Origin of the sequence: Bartonella sp. AA81SXKL (genome assembly GCF_042196945.1) — a bacterium.
Lineage (GTDB): Bacteria > Pseudomonadota > Alphaproteobacteria > Rhizobiales > Rhizobiaceae > Bartonella.
Genome location: NZ_JBHIRH010000005.1, coordinates 19,407 through 37,183, shown reverse-complemented (window position 1 = coordinate 37,183; position 17,777 = coordinate 19,407). Strand labels below are relative to the sequence as shown.

Sequence of the window (17,777 nt, the reverse complement as noted above, 5' to 3'; positions counted from 1 at the left end):
GAATCTTACGTATTAAGGTCTCTTACTCACATGAGTAAAATATTAATTATCATTATAAATCAATGTATTATTGTTATATATTAGATAATTTTTCTTCTTTCATTACGCTAACTTTATGAAAATATATAGTTCCTTTTGTGTTGATGTATTTTTACCTTTGTGCACACAATTGCAATGCGAGATCAGGTTGATCTGTCGTAATATAATGTACAGGCATATCAAGCCAATATGATAACCGAGCTTTTCCATTAATTGTCCATACCCCTACAGTAAAACCAGCCTCAAGAGCTGATTCAATAAAGTTCTGTGAAACAATAGAGCCATCTAAACTTAGGTCAGAATAACCTAATTGCTTCCATTCAGAAAAATGACGGTACATATCACCTTCAAAATTATCAACACATGGACCAGATGGTATTCCTGCTTCAATAAAAGGACGAAGGATAAAAGGATCAAAACTAATTGCAGAAACCCGTTCTGATAAATTTCGGCTTTTTATTAGCGCAAGCGCTTTTTGGGATAATATTGTTTCGCGCTCCACTTCACCGCATGTCTTGATTTCAAGATGCAATGCAACATTCGTTGGTGCTAAAAGATCAAGCACTTCTTCTAATAAGGGAGGTGCTTCTTGGCTTCCTTTTACGCAGAGTTGTTTGCGTGTTTCATTATCAATGTCATGAATATACCCCTTTTTTCCAACCAATTGGTCTAGACGGAAGTCGTGAAAGACAACCACTTCACCGCTTTTTAGCAAATGAACGTCGCATTCAACTTCATCAACACCTAACGCTATAGCATTATTAAATGCCGAAAGGGTATTTTCAGGATAAAGATGAGCTCCTCCACGGTGTGCAACAATTTTTTTCTCAGACATGCAAAATCCCACACTTCTCAATTTTAAACGATATTGACGTACAGATTGTCAGATAAAGGCTTATATCATATGAAAATACACAATCATTTTTAAATGATTTTTTCTACACTTCTCGAATATCAAACCCTCAGTCATATTTTATTCTTAAAAAACTTATCCTTCATTTTAATTATTCCCATTCAATAGTACTAGGAGGTTTTGAGGTTACATCATATACAACACGATTAATCCCTCTAACTTCGTTAATAATACGTGCTGCTGTCTTACTTAAAAACGCCATATCATAGGGATAAAAATCAGCAGTCATTCCATCTACAGATGTGACGGCGCGAAGAGCACAAACAAATTCATAAGTGCGATCATCCCCCATCACGCCAACAGTTTGAACAGGAAGAAGAACAGCAAAAGCTTGCCAAATTTCGTCATAAAGACCAGCTTTATGGATTTCCTCAAGGTAGATAGCATCTGCTTCACGTAAAATTTCTAATTTTTCACGGGTCACAGTACCTGGACAGCGAATTGCAAGACCGGGACCTGGAAAAGGATGGCGACCAATAAACTGCTCCGGTAATCCTAACTCTCGCCCTAGCAAGCGAACCTCATCCTTAAAGAGCTCACGCAACGGTTCTACAAGTTTCATATTCATCTGTTCTGGTAGCCCACCCACATTATGATGGCTTTTAATGGTTACCGTTTCACCAATAGCAGACACACTCTCAATAACATCTGGATAAAGTGTTCCTTGTGCTAAAAACTCTGCACCTCCTATTTTTTTAGTTTCTTCTTCGAAAACTTCAATAAAAAGGCGACCAATCGTTTTGCGCTTTTTTTCTGGATCTGTCTCACCTTCTAAAGCATTAAGAAATATATCGGCAGCATTAACGTGAATAAGCTCTATATTATAATGATCACGAAAGAGCGTGAGAACTTCTTCAGCTTCATTCTTGCGCATCAGCCCATGGTCTACCAAAATGCATGTCAGTTGATCTCCTATGGCTTCATGAAGGAGTACCGCTACAACAGATGAATCCACTCCCCCTGAAAGACCACAAATCACACGACTTTTCCCAACTTTTTGTCGTATCGTAGCAATTGCCTGCTCACGATAAGAAGCCATTGACCAATTGCCTTTAATAGCAGAGATCTTATGAACAAAATTTTGCAAAAGTTTTGTACCATCCGGTGTATGGATAACTTCAGGATGAAACTGTACCGCATAAAAATATCTTTTCTCATCAGCAATAGCCGCATAGGGAGCTCCTTTTGAGGTTCCTATGACACGAAAACCTTCTGGTAAAGCTGCCACACGGTCACCATGGCTCATCCATACTTGATAACGAGAACCTTTTTCCCACACTCCATCAAAAAGGGCACTCTCTTCTTGAACTTCCAAAAAAGCACGCCCAAATTCACGCTCATGTCCAGCTTCAACCTTTCCTCCAAGCTGAACACACATGACTTGTTCACCATAGCAAATGCCCAAAATCGGAACACCCGCCTCAAAAATTTCCATTGGAGCACGCGGAGAGCCCTCATCAATAACGGAATAAGGACTCCCTGATAAAATAATAGCTTTAGGATTTATGCGGCGCACAGCTTCTAAAGCCAATTGAAAAGGAGTAATTTCACAATACACTCCCATTGCTCGTACCCGTCGTGCAATAAGTTGTGTAACTTGTGAACCAAAGTCAATAATAAGAACAGTGTCTGGATGTGATATGCTCATAGAAAACCAATCAACAATTGTAAAAGAAAACTCATGAGAGTTATGATTCAATCTTTCTCTTTTCACAAGCCTGTTTTCTTAAGAAAAAGATTATTCTCGTAAAGTTTATGATAAAAAGTGTAAGAATATGGATCAATGTTTTTTTTGCAACACAGATAAAAAGAACCCATCTGTTTGTGTTGTGGCCGGCGACAAAGTAAGTCCATAATTTGAAAAAACTGGTTGCACAGGAGAAAAACTAAAATGTTTCTGCCAAAGCGCTGGCATATCTATTGGAGAAAAATGAGAATGTTGTTGAAGGAAATGGGAAATTTGTTCCTCATTTTCATCTGTAAAAAGAGAACAGGTAATATAGATTAGGCGCCCATTTGGCTTAAGATAAGCTATCGCTTCATTCAAAATATCCCTCTGTTCTGTTTGGCGTTGTTTCACCTGTACTAATGTTAAACGCCATTTCGCATCTGGACGACGACGCCATGTTCCTGTCCCACTACATGGTGCATCTAGTAGAACTCTATCCATCTGGCCTATTAATGGCTTCAATTCTTCTTTTTGTGCTCGTGTTTGTACATTACGAACACCAGCGCGTCGAAGACGATCAAAAATAGGAGCTAAGCGCGCTTTATCAAAATCATAAGCATAAATTTGCCCACGATTGTTCATATCGGAAGCTAAAGCTAATGTTTTGCCCCCAGCACCTGCACAATAATCTAATACCTGCATGCTCTCTTGCGCTTCCACAAGGTGAGCAACAATTTGAGATCCTAAATCCTGTATTTCAAAGTGTCCTTTTTGAAAAGCTGGTTCCACTTGAACATTGGGATGACGATTAAACTTTTCAATCGGTGCAATTCTTAAAGCTTGCCCAAACCATGGAAAAGATTTAAGTTTGGTTTTTGCTAATTCTTTCAGCACCTTTTCTGGTGTTGCCTTTAGGTTATTTACCCGTAGGTCTAAAGAAGGACGCGTTGCTAACGCAGCCGCTTCAGTGATCCAATTATCACCAAATAAAGGACGCAGATGCGCTTGACACCATTGCGGAATATCACCACGAATATAGTCTGGAGCATCCACTAATTGCTGACCTTGCCACGATTTACGCTGTTTAGCCCCTAATAACTGCGGTGCAAACCGATCTTCTGCCAATTCACCGTCAATTTGCTCCAGCGTCATTTTTTCAGAATCTAATAAGGCACCAAAAACGATATCTCGGATATCATCACTCTCCATACGCCATTGCAAAGAATAACGTCGTCTTAAAACATCATAAACGATTGTACCAATAGCTGCACGATCACCTGCTCCAGCAAAGCGATGAGAAAGACCCCAATCCTTTAAAGCTTCTCCTACTGGGCGATGCTTCACTTCTATCTCTGTGAGAACATCTATTGCTGCTTGCAAACGCCCACCTAATCGCATTCATTTCTCCCATTAAAATAATAAAATTTTAAATCATCTAAAAAAATAATATTATCGCCTTCTTGCCAATGAAACCTTCTCAAAGCCATAAAAAATTTACATTCAATATTAAAATGATCTGATCATACTTTTTTATAAGATCCAATTTAGAGTATTTAAATTTTTCCTTTCATCTTCTGCCCATTCGCTTTTTATCCTTCTACCTCTTATGCTAAAAGATACGTAGCCATCCATAAAGAACTTATTTCCGCCATGCATTACGAAAAAACCAAACTCTTTAATTTATTTGCGTAAAATAAAATTTACGAGGATTGTCTGAACAATAGAAAAAAATCAAATATCTCCCATCTTTATATGGCTATCCTTCTGAAAAAATAGAAAAAATCTTCTCATAAAATTAAACAAGTTCATCTTACGTTCAACAAAAAATTAACTTTTTAGAAAATGCTTGGAACCACTATTTAGCATGACCGTTTTTACTCTAATGGCAACTGCCAGACAATTTTAAAGGAGAAAATAATGACTTATAATAATGGAAAAACAACTTCGTCTAAAAGCCGTCATAATACAATGCCCTCAAACAACGGAAAGAAATCCGTCCAAAGTGATCAGACAAACACTCGCCAACGTGCGTCAAAGACTGGACGGAAGACAACAAAAAGTTAATTCTAATTTTATATAACTTATTTCATATAGTCTTAACAGAAAGAATTAGAGTTTTAACCTCTAATTCTTTCCTTTTTGGGATTATTACACCAAATTACAAACAGAAAAAAGCGCAGTCTCTCTTTCTTGTTCTCGGAAAATTTTATATTTATGCAATATGATATTAGGCTCTTGTATCTTTAAACTGGTCCACGATAATTTGGACTCTCTCGTGTGATAGAAACATCATGCGTATGACTTTCATGGAGTCCCGCATTCGTAATACGTACAAACGTTGCTTTTTCACGAAACTCTACGAGATCTTTTGCTCCAACATACCCCATCGAAGCACGAAGTCCACCAGCAAGCTGATGTAGAACTGATGCTATAGGACCTTTATAAGCCACCTGCCCCTCCACACCTTCAGGAACTAACTTAAGTTCATCACGAACATCATCTTGAAAATAGCGATCTGCCGATCCTCGTGCCATAGCACCAACAGATCCCATGCCGCGATAAGCTTTAAAGGATCGTCCTTGATAAAGATAAACTTCGCCAGGACTTTCTTCTGTACCCGCTAAAAGAGAGCCAATCATAGCAGCACAAGCCCCACCTGCTAAGGCTTTAGCAAAATCACCGGAAGCTTTTATCCCCCCATCAGCAATAACGGGAATGCCCGCTTTTTCAGCAACTTCTGCAGCATTCATAATGGCTGCAAGCTGAGGAACACCAACACCTGCAACAATTCGCGTTGTGCAAATAGAACCAGGACCAATCCCAACTTTTATAGCATCCGCACCACTGTCAATCAAAGCCTGTGTTGCTTGAGCAGTCGCCACATTACCAGCAATAATAGCTGGAGAAAACGTCATTTTTTTAATACGCTCAACAGTGTCTAATACACGCTGAGAATGTCCATGTGCAGTATCAATTACTAGAATATCAACGCCTGCATCAATTAATTGTTCAGCCCGCTCAAACCCATCGTTCCCTACACTACTTGCAGCTGCAACACGCAAGCGACCTTGTGAATCTTTGGCAGCGTTTGGATTTAATTTTGCTTTTTCAATATCCTTAACTGTTATCAGTCCGACACAACGATTCTGTTCATCCACAACTAATAATTTTTCAATACGATGATGGTGTAAAAGATACTTCGCTTCATTGAGTTGAACATTTTCACGCACTGTGATTAAATTTTCATGCGTCATTAATTCATAAATTTTTTGTTTGGGATCCGTTGCAAAACGCACATCCCTATTTGTCAAAATGCCAACAAGCCGTCCAGCAGTTTCACCTTTAGCACCATTTTCAACAACCGGAATACCGGAAATACCATGAGAGCGCATCAAAGATTTTGCTTCTTCAAGTGTTGCATCTGGTCCAATGGTGACTGGATTAACAACCATACCAGATTCAAACTTTTTTACTTGGCGAACTTCTTCTGCCTGCTCTGCAGGAGACATATTACGATGAATAACCCCAAGACCACCAGCTTGAGCCATAGCAATTGCCAAACGCGATTCTGTTACCGTATCCATTGCCGCAGAAAGCAATGGCAAATTGAGCTTAATATCCGCTGCAATGCGCGTACTGAGATCCACTTGACTAGGCATAACAAGAGAATGACCGGGTTGTAAAAGTACATCATCAAAAGTCAGTGCCAATGCACCTGTCCCCGTTTCAACAATCTTTGCCATATCAAAATTCCTTTTATAATAAAACACCGCAAGAAGCTTTAAAATACAACTGCGGTTCTCATACATGGTAGATTGGCAAAAAATTATGCCATGCTACAAACAAAATGAAAAGAAAAATAAATATTTTTTTAAGTGTGGTTTATAAAAATTTACAATTGTGATTCAATAGGTAACCAACTTATTATTTTTGCAAATGCGCGACGCCAAAAATTACTTTCTGGCTCATAGTCAATGCTATATTTTTTTTCATTTTCAATAAAATCCCAATAAATACGATTATTATCACCAAGACGCAGATGATAGCTCATTTCCCCTGTGGTTTCTTCAGAAAACAACAAATCTAATCTTGCTGTAATGGGAGCACATTCAAAAAGAATGCCCATTTCTGTATTTAATGATGCTGATCTTGGATCAAAATTTAAAGATCCAATAAAAGCTGTTTTACGATCAATTAAAAAAGCTTTAGCATGTAAACTTGCCTTACTCGATCGAAACAATCGCAACCCATGAGTATTGCCTTCCGCTTTTAATTCATAAAGATTAACACCACTTTTCAACAATGCCTTACGATAAGGTACATAACCACCATGCACTAATGCTACATCAGTAGCAGCTAAAGAATTTGTCAGAATTTTGACATCAACACCCTTTGAAACCAAATTACTAAAATTCTGCGTGCCAACCTTACCAGGAACAAAATAAGGTGACGTAATCTGAACCGTTTTTTTGGCATTTCCAATAACCTTTGAAAGTGCCTTCATAAGCCAATTGCTTGCTTTTTTACGCAATGCTTTTTCTGGAGGGTCAGAAAGAACAACAACTTTGTCTGCTAAAAATAACCGCTTTCCTGTTTGGATAAAACAATTAAAGTTAATGTGCTCTTTGACATAATCTAAATAAACTTTTGCAACCTTGGAATCACGAAACTTTCGTAATTTATCTTTCCAATAGCTAAGATCACTTGCGCTTTTAGGAACAACCAAAGTATGAATTGGCAAAACAACAGCACTATTCCAAAAATCATCAAAGATACTTTCTACCTTTTTAACAGAAGGACCGATTAACATCAAATCTAAATCTCGAAAATGGGATTCTTTACCAGCATCAAAATAAGAATCTGCAAGATTACGTCCTCCTACAAAAGCGACCCTGCCATCAACAATAAAAGCTTTATTATGCATTCTACGTGTTACAGTAATTGCCCGTAATATAATTTCTAAACCACGGCGTAAACCACCTTTACGCGATCGCCCTGGATTAAACATTCTCACCTCAATATGAGGATGTCTATCTAGCGCAATATAAGCTGGATCACGTGCCTGAGCATTAATATCATCCAAAAGAAGCCGTACCCGAACCCCTCGATCAGCTGCCTCAACTATTTCACTTAATAATAGGCGCCCCGTTAAATCATCATCCCAAATATAATACATCAGATCAAGGCTACGCCCAGCCTCTGCAGCTCCTATTGCACGAACACAAAACGCATCCAAATTGCTGATAATGAGGGAAAGGGCATCTTTATCAATCCCCAATCCATTTTCTTCCTCAGCTAATTGACTGACGATACGATCAAGCTTAGTTTCATCTTTCTGAATAGGTAACGCATAAGAACATTGCCCCCTAGCATTTTTCACAAAACGCCCATAGGTGTAGATTGCCAACATAGATGCAATAAAAAAAAAGAGGACAAAACCAATAACAATCTGTAAAAGAGTCAAAGAGGGTAAACTTTCTATTTTAAACTATCACATCATCAGTATCAGTAATGCAAACGATAACACTAATCACTTTATCTTAATCGTATAGCAAATAAAATGCCACTTCTTGCTTAAGAGAGTATAAATTTAATATTGATGATACAAAAATTTTAGCGGTAGTATTTAAAAGTTTTTAAAAATGCTTCTCTTTTTTAATAAATGTAAACTTAAATAAAATTGTATAAATTGAAACAAACGATTAAAATAGTCACATAAAATTTATATTTGATTTAAATCTACAAAATCATCCTCTATAGATAAATTTTACAATAAATGATTGTTTTCTTAAGCTTCCTCCACGGACTTTATCAAAATCCACTCTATTTTTTTGAAACGCATGCTTGTCATGAAGAGAAATTTGTTATGAATTTTACTTTCGTTCTTGATTTCTTATTGCTCTCAATTCTTCCATTTTTCTATAAAGTGTAGAGCGACCAATATGAAGGCGGCGCGCAATCTCACTCATATGTCCTTTATAATGTTTAATCGCTTTCTCTATAATATCATGTTCCATCTCTGCAAAAGTACGTACATGCCCATCAGTATTCAAAAATTTTATCGATTCTTGCTCATTATCTTCTTGCATATTACCCTCAATGATATTGGGAACATTCATTAATGAATTTCCCATTAATTGCGGAAAATCTCGAACAGTTAATAACGGTCCTTCACTGAGTAAAATCGCACGAAATAAAAAGGTTTCAAGCTCATTTCTATTGCCAGGCCAATCATACTGCATAAGCAAGGAAAGAGCAGAGCCTGCTAAACCATGGACATGTGATCGCCCTGTTTCTGTGATAATGCGATCAATCAAACGTTGTGTGATCTCTGGAAAATCATCCCTTAATTCTCGTAAAGCAGGGACGCTAATAGACAAGTGAGAAAATTGTTCAAACAAACTATGCAAAAAAAAGTTCTCATTAACCAAGTCCTTTAAACGCGATGTTGAAATAGCGATGATCCGAAAAGGAAAAAAATCTCCTTTTTTATCCCTTTCCCTTTCTTTAAGGTAATGAGCAAACCGTTTTTGCTGTATGGGCTCAAGTCGATCAATATCACAAAGGCAAAGTGTCCCTTTTTCAAGAGAAGAAACCAATGGTAGGAATTCTTTAAACCACTGCTGATTTTCTTCTTCTGGATCAACGATGGCTGAACATTGAAAGCGAACAAAAACACCCTCCGAAAATAATCCCTCATGATGAATAATCCGAGCTAATGTCTCACGTCCTGTTCCAGCTTCCCCCTCTATCAAAAGATTCTGTAAAGAAGTTGCTGCTTGTCTCGATTGTTCTAACACTATCTGCATAGCTCTACTTTTTACGCAAAGATCAGAAAACCGTAAATGATTCTCTTTTTTTCGCCGAATATCTCGAACCTCATGCTCCAAGGCAGAAATAAGAGCAAGGATATCCAAAGTAACTCTTACGCGTAATAATGTTACTGGATGGATCCAATAATCAATAGCTCCAGCTGTTAAAGCTTTCTGGAGTAAATGCTGATTCTCTTGTTGTGCTATAACGACAATAGGAACAGAAACACCAGCAACTCTAATCATTTTAATCAAATCGCTCACACTCAAATCACTCATAACAACATCAAGGAGTGCAAGCACAATGTTTTTACGCCTGTGTAAAAGATCAATCGTACGGAGACCATTTTCTGCTTCAATGACACGATAACCAAAACCTCGCAGCATAGAAGAAAGTTCTATACGTCTTCCATAATCTTCACTCGCAACAAGAATGGGACCAACCATAATGTCAATAATCTCCTTTGAGACTACTTAGCAGCTTAATATAAAAATTGTTGTAAACCATAAGAAATATTTTACCTCTTGTGTTTCACTTACGAACTTCATCAAGCTGTCAATTAAATACAACATTAAGGCATTTTTTTCCATTTTTTTGCTTTTTCATTGATTTTTATCAAATTTTTCATATTGACTCATGGGGTAATTTAATAATGTTATAGAAACTAGAGAGCAAAATAATCTAAATAGAGTGCAATAAATGAAACATCCCTATCATATTTTATGTCTTACAATTACCGCCTTGCTGTTAAGTGCCTGTAACTTTTCGCGATATTATAACTCAAATATGCCAACTGGAATTGATGGAAAATGGGTTGATGAGAATGGTATTATTTCTTCTTTCCACAATGGTGTTTTTGAAACGCGTGCAGCAGATACAGAAGAAAAACTATCAGAAGGAGCATATAATTATCTCAATGCCCAAAATATAGAAATTGAAATACGCTCTATTCTCCGTGGAACAATTTCTAGAGTCAATTGTACAATGTCATATGACGCCACACAACTTCTCTGCACCTCACATACAGGAGCACAGTTTTTCCTTAAGCGGAAATCTTAACAAAGTACAAGGGAAACCTCTCTTAAGAACAGAGGGAGCACACACATTAAGCAGAAGGCGATATCCTTTCTCCTCCTGATAGAAAATCCTCTCTAAAATACGCAAAGAGGCTAGTATAATCTAGCCCCTGAGAATTTTTTAAACATTATGAAATGCGTAAAATAATCATTTTCTTCCAAAAAATATCAATAAAGCCACCTCACAATAAAATTGTAACTTTGTATCATTCAATCTATTTCAACCTATAACATTTTATTTGATAGGGAAGCTTAATCTAAGCAGCGCCAATGCGCAAAAGATCATGAAAATGAACAATTCCTATCGGTTTTTTATCTTCAACCACAAAAAATGCACCAATCTGATGATCATTAATAAAAGCTGTTGCTGCACCAACAAGTGTATTTGGCTTTACAACTTTAGGAGCTTTGGTCATCACCTCGTCAACATTAAATTTTGATAAATTAAAATGAATGTTACGTGCAAGATCGCCATCAGTTACAATTCCGATTAGTTCACCTTCTTGATTCACAACACCAACACAACCAAAATGTTTTTCCACCAAAATATTCATCGCTTCAGTCATAGCTGTTCCCTGCATAACCAAAGGAATATTATCACCCTCATGCATAATATCACACACGTATTTAAGGCTTGCACCAAGAGAGCCACCAGGATGATATATTTTGAAATCCGTTGCGGTAAAACCACGCATTTCTAAAAGAGAAACCGCTAATGCATCTCCCATTGCCAATTGCATAATTGTTGAAGTTGTAGGGGCTAAACCATGGGGGCAAGCCTCTTCTATCTTTGGTAATAATAGCACAATATCAGCTTGTCGTCCTAACACAGAGTGCTTACTTGATGTCATCGCAATAAGAGGAATACGAAAACGCGCCGCATAACTCATAATACCACTTAACTCTTGAGTTTCACCAGACCATGATAAAGCAAGAATAACGTCATCAGAACCAATCATACCAAGATCACCATGATTGGCTTCTGCAGCGTGCACAAAAAAGGCAGGTGTTCCAGTTGAGGCTAAGGTTGCTGCAATTTTTGTCCCTATATGACCACTTTTTCCAAGACCAGTAATGACCACATGTCCACGAGCATTTCTAATAGTTTGAACAGCCGCTTCAAAAGAAGAAGAAAGACTTTCCAGAAGAGCTTTTTCAAGGGCTTCAAGCCCCTGCTTTTCACTAGCAAGTGTTTTAAGCGCTGATGCAACTGCACCTTGCAAAGCCATATGAGGAGACGGTATTGTCATAATCAAATTCGATCAATAAAATTAAGTGAGAGATCTATATCACTTTTCAACATTAATGGTTTCTAGTAAATTTTTCAATGAAGTAGAAACGTGGCTGTGCATATCAGCGCGTGCCAAAGAAAATGCAACGTTGGCTTCAATAAAACCAGCTTTAGAACCGCAATCAAAAGTGCGCCCTTTTACTTGCAAACCCCAAAAATCTTGCTCATTTGAAAGCCGTATCATAGCATCTGTTAATTGAATTTCATTTCCTGTTCCCCGTTCTTGAGTGGAAAGAATATTAAAAATTTCTGGCTGCAAAATATAACGTCCATTGATGTACAAATTTGATGGTGCCGTTCCTTGTGCCGGTTTCTCTACCATTTTTGTGATTTCAAAACCATTTGCAATCTGTTTGCCTTTCCCAACAATACCATATTTATGTGTTTCTCTAGGATCGCATTCCTGAACTGCTATAATATTTCCCCCACCCACCTTTTCATAAAGGCTCATCATTTCAGAAAGACAGCCCTTTTTCGCCTGTATCAACATATCGGGTAATAATAAAGCAAAAGGTTCCCCTGCAACTAATTCACGCGCGCACCAAAGAGCATGCCCTAATCCCAAAGGTTGCTGTTGCCGAGTGAAAGAAGTTGACCCTGGTAATGGCTGTAAACGGTATAAGTGTGCAAGATCTTCTTTCTTTCCACATTCAGCAAGTGTCGTGTATAATTCAACTTGCGCATCAAAATAATCCTCAATGACTGCTTTGTTACGTCCAGTCACAAAAATAAAATGCTCAATACCAGCTTCCCTCGCCTCATCCACAACATATTGAATAACAGGTTTATCAACAACTGTTAACATTTCTTTAGGAATCGTTTTTGTCGCAGGAAGGAAACGCGTACCAAGACCTGCTACTGGGAATACTGCTTTCCGGATTTTACGCACACTCACCCTCCTCAATGAATTCATATAACTTTTTTGTTTTATTTATCATATGTTTTTACGAAATGGTAAAAAAGATATCTTATTGTTTTGATTATCATTATAATGGGCAATCAAAAATGTAAAAAGAGTCTGAGAATTTATTGAAAGGATTAAAACGAATTATTTATTTCAGTTTTTTCCTCTTCTTGATCATATTATCGATTAAACTAAATACAAAATAAAGTTATTGCACATCTAATAAATTGAATATTAATGGGGATTTCAAAATGCAAAAAACAGAATTGAAGACTTTCTCTTTTTTAGAGAAGTCAATAGCTTGGAGAACTCTTTTCACTGTCTCTGCCGTTATTTTTTCTGCTTTTTTTATGTTTTTTATATCCCTTTCATATGCTGATAGCGGATTTAAACACTGGATTAAAGAATTTAAAAAAATAGCTATTGCTCACAATATTACCCCTTCTACGTTTCATATGGCGTTTAAAAGTGTTAATGCCATTGATCCTGAAGTTCTAAAAAGCGCCGCATACCAACCGGAATTTGTTGCTCCTTCCTGGAACTATTTTGATAATCGTGTCCATGATATCGCAATTGTGGAAGGACGGCGCCAAGCAAAAAAATGGAACAAATGGCTTCTTCAAATTGAAGAACGTTTTGGTGTTGACCGTAATATTCTGCTTGCTATTTGGTCAATGGAAAGCAATTATGGGAAAATTTTAGCCAATAAAAGTGTAATGCGTGATACCATTCGCTCTCTTGCAACTTTAGCCTATGCTGATAAAAAACGTGCAAAATATGCATATACACAGCTGATTGCTGCTATGAAAATTCTACAAAGTGGCGAAATTAAACGCTCTCAACTCACAGGATCTTGGGCCGGTGCATTGGGGCATACACAATTTATTCCAAGCAGTTATCTCGCCTATGCTGTTGATATAAATCAAGATGGACGGCGTGATATCTGGAACTTTGTTCCAGATGCTCTGGCTACTGCTGCTAACCTTCTCCACAAAAATGGCTGGCAACCTAATCTTATTTGGGGAGTAGAGGTAAAAGTGCCGCAGGGGAAAAACCTTCCTGAAGGCTGGTATTCCTTTGATCAATGGAAAAAATTAGGTGTAAAACACGCAAATGGGCACCCTCTTCCTACATCAGCTGAACAAGCAATATTAAAATATCCAGATGGAGCAAAAGGACCTATATTTTTAGTCACAAAAAATTTCTTTGTTCTGAAACATTATAATAATGCAGATCGTTATGCGTTTGCTGTTTCCCTTCTTGCTGATCGTATTGCTGGACATCTTGGATTAGTGCATGATTGGCAAAGACCTTTTCAGCCTATTACCTTCCAAGAGTGCAAAGAACTGCAATCTCGCTTAAGTGCATTGGGATATTATAAAGGAGATATTGATGGACAAATCGGAACCGCCTCTCGCAAAGCAATCAAAGCTTTTCAGCTGCATTACGGTCTAAAAGAAAATGGATATCCATCATCTCAAGTGCTTTTTCTCCTTCGCAAACAATAATGGAGACTAAGGTTTTGTCTTCTTTTCGCCTGATATACTTGACATTATTGCTGTTTTCACTTTCTATTGTGGGGATCTTACAGCCATCCCCAAGTAAAGCAACGAACTTCTTCAAATGGTTATCACAACAAAACAAACAGACACAGCAGCCACCGCAAATTATAGAACAAAAAATAGACAAGCCGCAAAAAAAGATCGTAACACAAAAAAACATACAAAAGCTAAAAAATGAGAATGCAAAACGCATTCTTGTTGTAGGGGATTTTGCAGCCTCCGCTGTTGCCGATGCACTTAAAAAGTTTTTTATAAATAATAGCGATATCGTTATCATGAACAACACAATACCAGCTTCCGGCTTAGTTCGAACGGATTATTATTCTTGGCAAAGCAATATTTCTAAACTCATTGACCAAAATAGCCCCGATGTTATTATCATGATGATCGGTGCAAATGATAATCAACCCATCACAGACTCTCATAACATGATTAACACAGATCAGTCAGAATGGATACGCATCTACAAACAAAGAATTATCGAAATTACTGAAAGTCTTCACGCCTCTGGAAAATCATGGATATGGATAGGTCAACCTTCTTTTGGAAATGACCTTTTGACACAAAAAATGAAAATTTTTAATGCGCTCTATAAACAAGAAACAGAAACAGCAGGAGGGTATTTTCTCGATATCTGGAGCGGCTTTAGTGATGAAGAAGGAATTTTTTCTTTTTCAGGCTATGATATTAATGGAAAAACAACCAAATTACGCACCAATAATGGCATGCATTTCACCCCTGAAGGAAAGAAAAAACTTGCCTCTTATTTAGAAAAACCATTGAAAAATATTTTAAATTTTCACGCCTTTTCTCATGAAAATTCATACTCAACCGATCAAGTTATTCAAAAACTTATACAAGAATCAGAGAATCAAGAGCGGAGTAAAATTATGCGTCAGCCTCCAATGAGCCTCGATGATATGGCACAAAAAAACACTCACCTTTTAGGCAAAAGAAAGTCAAGTTTTATAAAAAAATCATGGTTTCCACCAAATGGGCATCAAAAAGATCGAGCTGATAATTTTTCTTTTCCATAATGTCTATTTAAAATACAAAATCTATTTTCCTCTATAAACAAAAAGCGAATAAGATAAAAAACTCTGTTTACAGAGCTATAATGAAGAGAAAATTTGCATAAATCGCAACTGTACCTTTCGAATAATATGAAAACGGCATGGTGTTAACCATACCGTTATATCTTATAGTCCACGTTTGTTAATCATTGCCTCTGGTAAAGGCATTCGTCCCCGAAAAGCTTTATAAAGCTCCTCTGGATCACGACTTCCTCCAGCGGAGTAAATAAAACGTTTCAACTTATCAGCAAGCTCTGAATTAAAAACATCTCCCGTTTCTTCAAAAGCTTGAAAAGCATCAGCATCAAGCACTTCCGACCACATATAAGAATAGTAACCAGATGCATAACCATCTCCCGCAAACACGTGCATAAAATGTGGGGGACGATGACGCATAATAATTGTATCTGGCATTTGCAGCTTTTCTAATTCTTGGCGTTCAAACACTGTTGGATCAGTGACTGTTTCGCCTTGATGAAAAGCCATATCCACTAAAGCTGATGAGATAAATTCAACGGCAGAAAATCCTGCATTAAATGTCTGTGCTACTAAGACTTTATCTATCAACTCTTGTGGCATAGGATGACCTGTTTTTGTATGTATAGCATAAGATTTTAATATCTCTGGTACTGTTAACCAATGTTCGTAAAGTTGAGAAGGTAGCTCAACAAAATCACGTGAAACAGATGTTCCCGACACAGATGGCCATGTGACATCAGAAAGCAAACCATGCAATGCATGTCCAAATTCGTGGAAAAGCGTACGTGCATCATCAAGTGATAAAAGAGCAACTTCCCCTTTAGGTGGTTTAGCAAAATTACAAACATTGTAGATAATAGGCTTTTGTCCGCCATCCAATTTATGTTGTGATTGCAAACTACTCATCCACGCACCGGAGCGTTTTGAAGAACGCGCAAAATAATCACCAATAAAATGCCCAAGTAGACTTCCATCAGACTTTTTTACTTCCCACAAACGTGCATCAGGATGCCAAAGTGTAACAGCGTTTTTTTCTTCAAATGTAATGCTAAAGAGTTTTTCGGCTACCCCAAAAGCCGCTTTAATCATAAGATCAAGCTGAAAATAATATTTAATCTCAGCGCTATCGAAAGAAAGTTTTTCAGTGCGAAGTCTTTCAGCATAATAACGCCAATCCCAAGCAGCTAAAGATTCATTGCTGCCCTGATTGTTGGCAAAATTTTGTAAGTCAATTTGCTCAGTAGAAGCTTTCGCTCTTGCGCGCTCCCATACAGGCATAAGCAAATCCATAACGGAATCAACACTTTTAGCCATAGTATTATCGAGCTTCAAATCTGCGAAAGATTTATATCCCAATAATTTAGCCTGCTCATCTCGAAGCGCAACAATCTCTACAATAATTGTTTTATTATCATTCTTATTATTATTTTCACCACGTTTAGCCCAAGCTTGGAATGCAACCTCACGCAAATCACGACGATCAGAGAATTTTAAAAAAGGTTCAACAATCGAACGTGCTAGTGTTAATGCATACGCTTCTTCATTGCCTCTTTCACACGCAATTTCCTTCATTGAAGCAATGAGATCTTGCGGTAAACCAGATAAGTCTGTTTGTTTTAAAAACAGAATCCATTCAGCTTCATCATTTAAGACATTTTGTCCAAAAGTAGCATTTAAAAAAGCAAGTCTTTCATTAATTTCCAAAAGCCGTTTCTTAGCTTTTTCATCGAGTTTTGCCCCATGACAAACAAACTTTTTCCACCATAATTCAAGAACACGTGTTGTTTCACTCTCAAATGTGCCCAGCTGCGACTGTTTATAAAGTACATCTATTTTCGCAAATATCCGCGCATCCATCATCATTTTTGAAGAATAACGAGAAAGTTTTACAACGAACTCTTGCTCTAGCTGTTGAATTAATACATTCGTATGAGCACTGGTGCGTAAGAAAAATATTGAACAGACTCGATCAAGCGCTTTGCCGCAAAGCTCAAAAGGCTGCAAAAAATTCTCAAGCGTTGGTGGTTCTTGCACCATCGCAATTGCCTCTAGTTCTTCTTCTGCTTCTTGAAGTGCCTGTTCAAAAGCGGGTTTAAAATCTTCGTCACTTATAGAAGAAAAATCAGGAAGACCTAAAAATCCCTTCCAGTCCAGCACTGCTGCTTTTGTCATAATACTTTATGTCTCCATTATAAATTTAAACTGTAACAATTATCTTTACGACACAAATTGATAACATACTAAAACTATTTCGTGAGTTTCAAAACTACCTTTCAAAACCCTATTGAATAAAAAACCTGAAAATCGTAAAGTTCTTTCATTCAAACCATATTATATTGAAGCAATAAAGATTATTCGCTCGCACATCACAATAGAATTGCATATTAACAAAAACACTTGGAGAAAAGCATAATCTCCACTCTTTATAAAATATTGCTTTAGATTCTTTTGAAAATCG

General features: G+C 37.3%; 13 protein-coding genes. 4 read left to right on the top strand and 9 right to left on the bottom strand.

From position 1 onward, the window contains the following. Positions 1-151: 151 nt before the first annotated feature. The 3 genes from ACFINZ_RS04160 to ACFINZ_RS04150 all read right to left on the bottom strand — a co-directional run bounded on the left by ACFINZ_RS04160 (position 152) and on the right by ACFINZ_RS04150 (position 4,019). On the bottom strand, positions 152-874 hold the full coding sequence (locus ACFINZ_RS04160) for a glycerophosphodiester phosphodiesterase (RefSeq protein ID WP_375611843.1): 723 nt from the start codon (positions 872-874) through the stop codon (positions 152-154). A 169-nt stretch (positions 875-1,043) separates the two neighbouring features. Beyond that, positions 1,044-2,600, bottom strand: coding sequence for a glutamine-hydrolyzing GMP synthase (gene guaA / locus ACFINZ_RS04155; RefSeq protein ID WP_375634023.1), 1,557 nt, complete (start codon positions 2,598-2,600; stop codon positions 1,044-1,046). Between the two features lie 132 nt (positions 2,601-2,732). Beyond that, on the bottom strand, positions 2,733-4,019 hold the full coding sequence (locus ACFINZ_RS04150) for an RsmB/NOP family class I SAM-dependent RNA methyltransferase (protein WP_375634597.1): 1,287 nt from the start codon (positions 4,017-4,019) through the stop codon (positions 2,733-2,735). A 519-nt stretch (positions 4,020-4,538) separates the two neighbouring features. On the opposite strand from ACFINZ_RS04150, the gene ACFINZ_RS04145 reads away from it, so the two are divergent. Further along, positions 4,539-4,685, top strand: a complete 147-nt coding sequence (locus tag ACFINZ_RS04145) for a hypothetical protein (protein ID WP_273722522.1) — start codon at positions 4,539-4,541, stop codon at positions 4,683-4,685. 179 nt (positions 4,686-4,864) lie between these two features. On the opposite strand, the gene guaB is transcribed toward ACFINZ_RS04145, so the two are convergent. From guaB to ACFINZ_RS04130, 3 genes are all read right to left on the bottom strand, one after another. After that, positions 4,865-6,364: an IMP dehydrogenase gene (gene guaB / locus ACFINZ_RS04140; protein WP_375633930.1), complete on the bottom strand. Its 1,500-nt coding sequence runs from the start codon at positions 6,362-6,364 to the stop codon at positions 4,865-4,867. Between the two features lie 149 nt (positions 6,365-6,513). Beyond that, on the bottom strand, positions 6,514-8,085 hold the full coding sequence (locus ACFINZ_RS04135; protein WP_375633928.1) for a phospholipase D family protein: 1,572 nt from the start codon (positions 8,083-8,085) through the stop codon (positions 6,514-6,516). 409 nt (positions 8,086-8,494) lie between these two features. Then, a complete protein-coding gene (locus tag ACFINZ_RS04130) occupies positions 8,495-9,880 on the bottom strand; it encodes a sigma-54-dependent transcriptional regulator (RefSeq protein ID WP_375633926.1) in 1,386 nt (461 codons plus the stop codon). Positions 9,881-10,133: 253 nt separating this feature from the next. Here ACFINZ_RS04130 and ACFINZ_RS04125 point away from each other — a divergent pair, with 253 nt between their 5' ends. Further along, positions 10,134-10,493, top strand: coding sequence for a hypothetical protein (locus ACFINZ_RS04125; protein ID WP_375618071.1), 360 nt, complete (start codon positions 10,134-10,136; stop codon positions 10,491-10,493). Between the two features lie 274 nt (positions 10,494-10,767). Here ACFINZ_RS04125 and ACFINZ_RS04120 read toward each other — a convergent pair whose 3' ends face one another. Continuing rightward, positions 10,768-11,760, bottom strand: a complete 993-nt coding sequence (locus tag ACFINZ_RS04120) for an SIS domain-containing protein (RefSeq protein ID WP_375633925.1) — start codon at positions 11,758-11,760, stop codon at positions 10,768-10,770. Between the two features lie 39 nt (positions 11,761-11,799). After that, a complete protein-coding gene (locus ACFINZ_RS04115; protein ID WP_375633923.1) occupies positions 11,800-12,690 on the bottom strand; it encodes a UTP--glucose-1-phosphate uridylyltransferase in 891 nt (296 codons plus the stop codon). A 266-nt stretch (positions 12,691-12,956) separates the two neighbouring features. Here ACFINZ_RS04115 and ACFINZ_RS04110 point away from each other — a divergent pair, with 266 nt between their 5' ends. Then, positions 12,957-14,213 (top strand): lytic murein transglycosylase, encoded by a 1,257-nt coding sequence (locus ACFINZ_RS04110; protein WP_375633921.1) that lies wholly within the window; start codon positions 12,957-12,959, stop codon positions 14,211-14,213. Positions 14,214-14,227: 14 nt separating this feature from the next. Then, complete coding sequence (locus ACFINZ_RS04105; RefSeq protein ID WP_375636690.1) at positions 14,228-15,304, top strand: SGNH family hydrolase; 1,077 nt, start codon at positions 14,228-14,230, stop codon at positions 15,302-15,304. A 162-nt stretch (positions 15,305-15,466) separates the two neighbouring features. Here the strand turns inward: ACFINZ_RS04105 and ACFINZ_RS04100 are convergent, their stop codons facing one another. Beyond that, entirely contained in the window at positions 15,467-17,491 is a 2,025-nt protein-coding gene (locus ACFINZ_RS04100) for a M3 family metallopeptidase (RefSeq protein WP_375684041.1), read from the bottom strand. Positions 17,492-17,777: the final 286 nt, after the last annotated feature.

Excerpts from the sequence above, each read along its gene's own strand:
- ACFINZ_RS04160 (WP_375611843.1), bottom strand. The coding sequence starts at position 874 with ATGTCTGAGAAAAAAATTGTTGCACACCGTGGAGGAGCTCATCTTTAT.
- guaA (WP_375634023.1), bottom strand. The coding sequence starts at position 2,600 with ATGAGCATATCACATCCAGACACTGTTCTTATTATTGACTTTGGTTCA.
- ACFINZ_RS04150 (WP_375634597.1), bottom strand. The coding sequence starts at position 4,019 with ATGCGATTAGGTGGGCGTTTGCAAGCAGCAATAGATGTTCTCACAGAG.
- ACFINZ_RS04145 (WP_273722522.1), top strand. The coding sequence starts at position 4,539 with ATGACTTATAATAATGGAAAAACAACTTCGTCTAAAAGCCGTCATAAT.
- guaB (WP_375633930.1), bottom strand. The coding sequence starts at position 6,364 with ATGGCAAAGATTGTTGAAACGGGGACAGGTGCATTGGCACTGACTTTT.
- ACFINZ_RS04130 (WP_375633926.1), bottom strand. The coding sequence starts at position 9,880 with ATGGTTGGTCCCATTCTTGTTGCGAGTGAAGATTATGGAAGACGTATA.
- ACFINZ_RS04125 (WP_375618071.1), top strand. The coding sequence starts at position 10,134 with ATGAAACATCCCTATCATATTTTATGTCTTACAATTACCGCCTTGCTG.
- ACFINZ_RS04120 (WP_375633925.1), bottom strand. The coding sequence starts at position 11,760 with ATGACAATACCGTCTCCTCATATGGCTTTGCAAGGTGCAGTTGCATCA.
- ACFINZ_RS04110 (WP_375633921.1), top strand. The coding sequence starts at position 12,957 with ATGCAAAAAACAGAATTGAAGACTTTCTCTTTTTTAGAGAAGTCAATA.
- ACFINZ_RS04100 (WP_375684041.1), bottom strand. The coding sequence starts at position 17,491 with ATGACAAAAGCAGCAGTGCTGGACTGGAAGGGATTTTTAGGTCTTCCT.